Annotated in this window: 3 protein-coding genes and 1 pseudogene; 2 read left to right on the forward strand and 2 right to left on the reverse strand. The window is 45.8% G+C overall.

What is annotated here, in order from left to right; all coding sequences use genetic code 11:
* Positions 1–123 precede the first annotated feature (123 nt).
* Entirely contained in the window at positions 124–1,605 is a 1,482-nt protein-coding gene (locus tag QUA16_RS16305) for an ATP-binding protein (RefSeq protein WP_333104312.1), read from the reverse strand.
* A gap of 129 nt (positions 1,606–1,734) precedes the next feature.
* The gene (locus tag QUA16_RS16310) at positions 1,735–2,565 is read right to left on the reverse strand and encodes an alpha/beta hydrolase (protein WP_333104311.1); all 831 of its coding nucleotides are present in this window, start codon (positions 2,563–2,565) and stop codon (positions 1,735–1,737) included.
* Positions 2,566–2,724: 159 nt separating this feature from the next.
* On the opposite strand from QUA16_RS16310, the gene QUA16_RS16315 reads away from it, so the two are divergent.
* On the forward strand, positions 2,725–2,925 hold the full coding sequence (locus QUA16_RS16315; protein WP_006634481.1) for a hypothetical protein: 201 nt from the start codon (positions 2,725–2,727) through the stop codon (positions 2,923–2,925).
* Between the two features lie 333 nt (positions 2,926–3,258).
* Positions 3,259–3,543 (forward strand): annotated as a pseudogene (locus QUA16_RS16320) (BamA/TamA family outer membrane protein); the annotation flags it as partial.

A 3,543-nucleotide genomic window follows, 5' to 3' on the forward strand; every position in this document is an offset into this window, starting at 1 on the left:
AGGCGGGACGCCCGTGCCACACACAGTTCACACAGGCGGGACGCCCGTGCCACACACAGTTCACACAGGCGGGACGCCCGTGCCACAGTTAACAGAGATAAATTTGGATGATTAGTAAATTGCTTAAGTTTGCTGGATCGGCAGTTCAATGATAAACTCGGTTCCCTTACAGGGTTCCGACTCGCACCGGAGCGATCCTCGGTGATTTTCTACTAAGATTTTGTAGACAATAGACAATCCTAAACCGGTACCTTTACCGATTTCCTTGGTGGTGAAAAACTGCTCGAACATTCGCTCTTTTATCTCTGGTGTCATTCCGGGTCCCGTGTCAGCAATCCGCACTCTCACGCGATCGGGCCCTGCTAATTCTGTGGTTATCAAAATTTTTAGCGCAGCATTGGGCTGATTTTGTGATACCTCGTCCAAAGCATCGATCGCGTTGGTAATTAGATTCATAAATACTTGATTTAGCTGTCCTGAATAACACTCTACAGGAGGCAATTTTCCATAATTTTTAATGACTTGAATGTCGCGACGGTCTATTTGAGAATTGAGACGGTTTCGCAAAATTAACACGGTGCTGTCAATGCTGTCGTGCAAGTCGCACATGGTCATGTTACTGTTATCGGTTCGCGAAAAGTTGCCCATAGATTTGACAATTTCGCGAATGCGAGTGGAACCCATTTGCATGGAAGAGATGACTTTAGGCAAGTCTTCAACTAGAAAATCCAGATCTATCTCTTCGATTTTAGCTGTGATATCGGGACAGGGATTGGGATAGCATTCTTGATAGAGACACAGCAGGTGCAACAAATCTTGAGTATAAATTGCGGCATGGCTCAAGTTGCCGTAAATAAAACTAACTGGGTTATTAATTTCGTGGACGATACTAGCCATTAGCGCCCCCAGCGAAGACATTTTTTCGCTGTGGAGGAGTTGAGCTTGAGTTTGTTTTAGTTCGCAAAGTGCGCGATCGAGCTGGGCGGCTTGAGCTTCCGCTTTCGAGGTAGCAGCACAACTTTCTTGATAAAGTTCTACCTGTTTGAGGTCGATTTCAAATTGTTCGATTTCGCTTTCTTGCTGGTATTGACTCACCACGGCATCGAAAGCTTCTAGCAAGTCGCCGCCCGCTGCTTCCACAATGTACAGCAGGTGGGGGTTTTCCAGCATGAGTTCGGCATCAGGAACTTGCACCAATGCTTTTATTCGATCGATATATGCGCGCACTTGTCTGTCTAAATACAGTGGCGGCTCAAAATACATTGCCTTGAGGGTGGCTGAAGGGGGACTCACTAAGTTGACGCTGCTGCCAATATTAATTAAGTCGCGGTGCGATTTTTCCATAAGCTCGATCGCCTCTAACAAATTCCCGCGCAGTTTTGCTCTTTCTACCCCATTCTGAGAGCAAACTAACCTCATGCAAAAAAAAGCCGTTCGTTGGGAAAGCATTCGCTGGCGGCCGCTGATGTTAATTACCGCAGCACTAATTTTTCTGGCTGTCGTAATTTGTTCCAGATTAAAATAGTTTCTCATTGCCGCCATTGGTAATATCCCCGACTCCACTAAATGTCTGTAGCTCGTGCTGACACAAGATTTAAGAGCCATAAAAATAATTGTACAAGACACTAACCAATATATTCTGTATTTCGTAGTAAAGTAGTATACTAAAACACAATTATTTTCCCGTTGTGGCTTATCACAATTTTCAGGATTCCGCTTGTTGCACAGTTTTTCTTAACTATTCAAAAATTTACTAATCAACTTGGCCATGATGGGAGCTTGAGTTTGCGGCAACCCGTGAGCAGCATTGGGAATAATTGCTAACTCGGCCCCCGGTATCTCGCCCGCGTAGCTTTCACAGTGCCATAGAGGAATTGTTTCGTCACTCTCTGCTGCGATGACTAAGGTAGGAATTTGCAATTTGTGAATTTCTTTTTCTACTGTATCAACTGCGTCTTCCGGCCTCATCCGACTCATTAAAAATGACCTTGCTACTGGTTGAGACATCAACTCCCTGCGCCACCCGGAAATTTGCTGCAATTGCTCACTTTTTCCCGCTAAACTCGCAAAAGGTTTTGCCAACTGCAAGGCCCAATCCACGGCTGGGGTTTCCCACAGCAGCGGCCGCAAAGCATCGTATTGACCACAAAAACTGTCGTCCCGAATTCCGGCCGGTGCTGCTAACACTAAACTGCTAACAGAATTAGGATATTTGAGGGAATATGCAGATGCTACCCAACCGCCAAAAGAATGTCCGATTATGCAGCATGGTTCGATATTTAGTTGTTGTACAACTTGCCGGACAAAAGCAACTTCTACAGCTACGTCGTAGCGGATTTCTGGTTTGCTGGATTCTCCAAAACCTAACATATCTAAACTGATGCACCGAAACTGAGATTGCAATAACTCAATTAATGGCAGCCAGCAAGTCTTTTCTCCTAAGAAACCGTGCAGCATCAATAAGGGTCTGCCGCACCCGATGTCCAGGTAGGCTGCTGTTTGGCGGCTGCTATTGACAAATGTACTTAATGTGTGCTTTTGTCCTACAAATGCTTGAGACTGCATGGGCGATCGACTCCTGAGAGGTAAGATACTTTTGTAAAGGATTGTAACAAAAAAGCAGTCCAAAGGTTAAACTTCATTACGGAGTACACAGTTAGAAATAGACCATGATATTGTCTATGATTATTAGAAAAAACTACAAACCCAAAGCAGGAGAACACTTTGAACTCTACTTTAAAACAGTACCCGGCTTGCTCTCTTCGCGAAGATGTCAGTGAGTACGTAGCACACCTACAGCTTCACATGACTTTACAAGCTCGCAACTTGCTCCCTACCATTACCACCGCTAAGGATAGTCGCGAACAACTGTTGCAGCAGACTCAGGCTCATTTTGAGAAACGTGTTTCTCGACAAGCTATTTAATATATAGCCTTTCTCAGAAAGATGAGGTACTCATGGGCATAGGGCATAGGCCTCCGTGGGCATAGGGCATGGGGCATAGGGCATACCTCACTTTTTTGAGAACCGCTATAAAAAGCCTTTGAAAAAAAGGAAAAAGAAGCCTGCGGTCTAACTGTACTCAGTTCACCGTCAGGTTTGTTAACACAAATTTAACGATCGCCCGCAGTCGATCGAACTTTCCCACATTTCAGCATCGCAGAAACCCGGTAGCCTCAAAAATACCGGGTTTCTTTTCGGCTAATTATGCAGGGAACCCGGTTTTGGGTAATATGCGTTGGGTGTGCTTTAAATTTAATGTCTATGCGAATTCCGATTATTGCATTTTTGACTTTGGCGGCGCTGGGTGGCGGCGAATTGGCAGCGCGGGCGATTGAGCCGAGCGCCACACCGACTGAGGCCCTGTTTAGAGGGGGAACCGCAGAAATTGACAGGCGAGACGCCTGTCCCACAAGGGCACAGAGGGAGGAGGATGAGGTGAGTCTCACATCTGGCACGATTCTCCAGAACGGGCAAGATGCCCGTTCCACAAGAGATGAATTGTTTTGTGGAACAGGCATCTTGCCTGTTCATAAAAAGCTG

It is taken from the genome of Microcoleus sp. S13_C3 (genome assembly GCF_036700905.1).
GTDB lineage: Bacteria > Cyanobacteriota > Cyanobacteriia > Cyanobacteriales > Microcoleaceae > Microcoleus.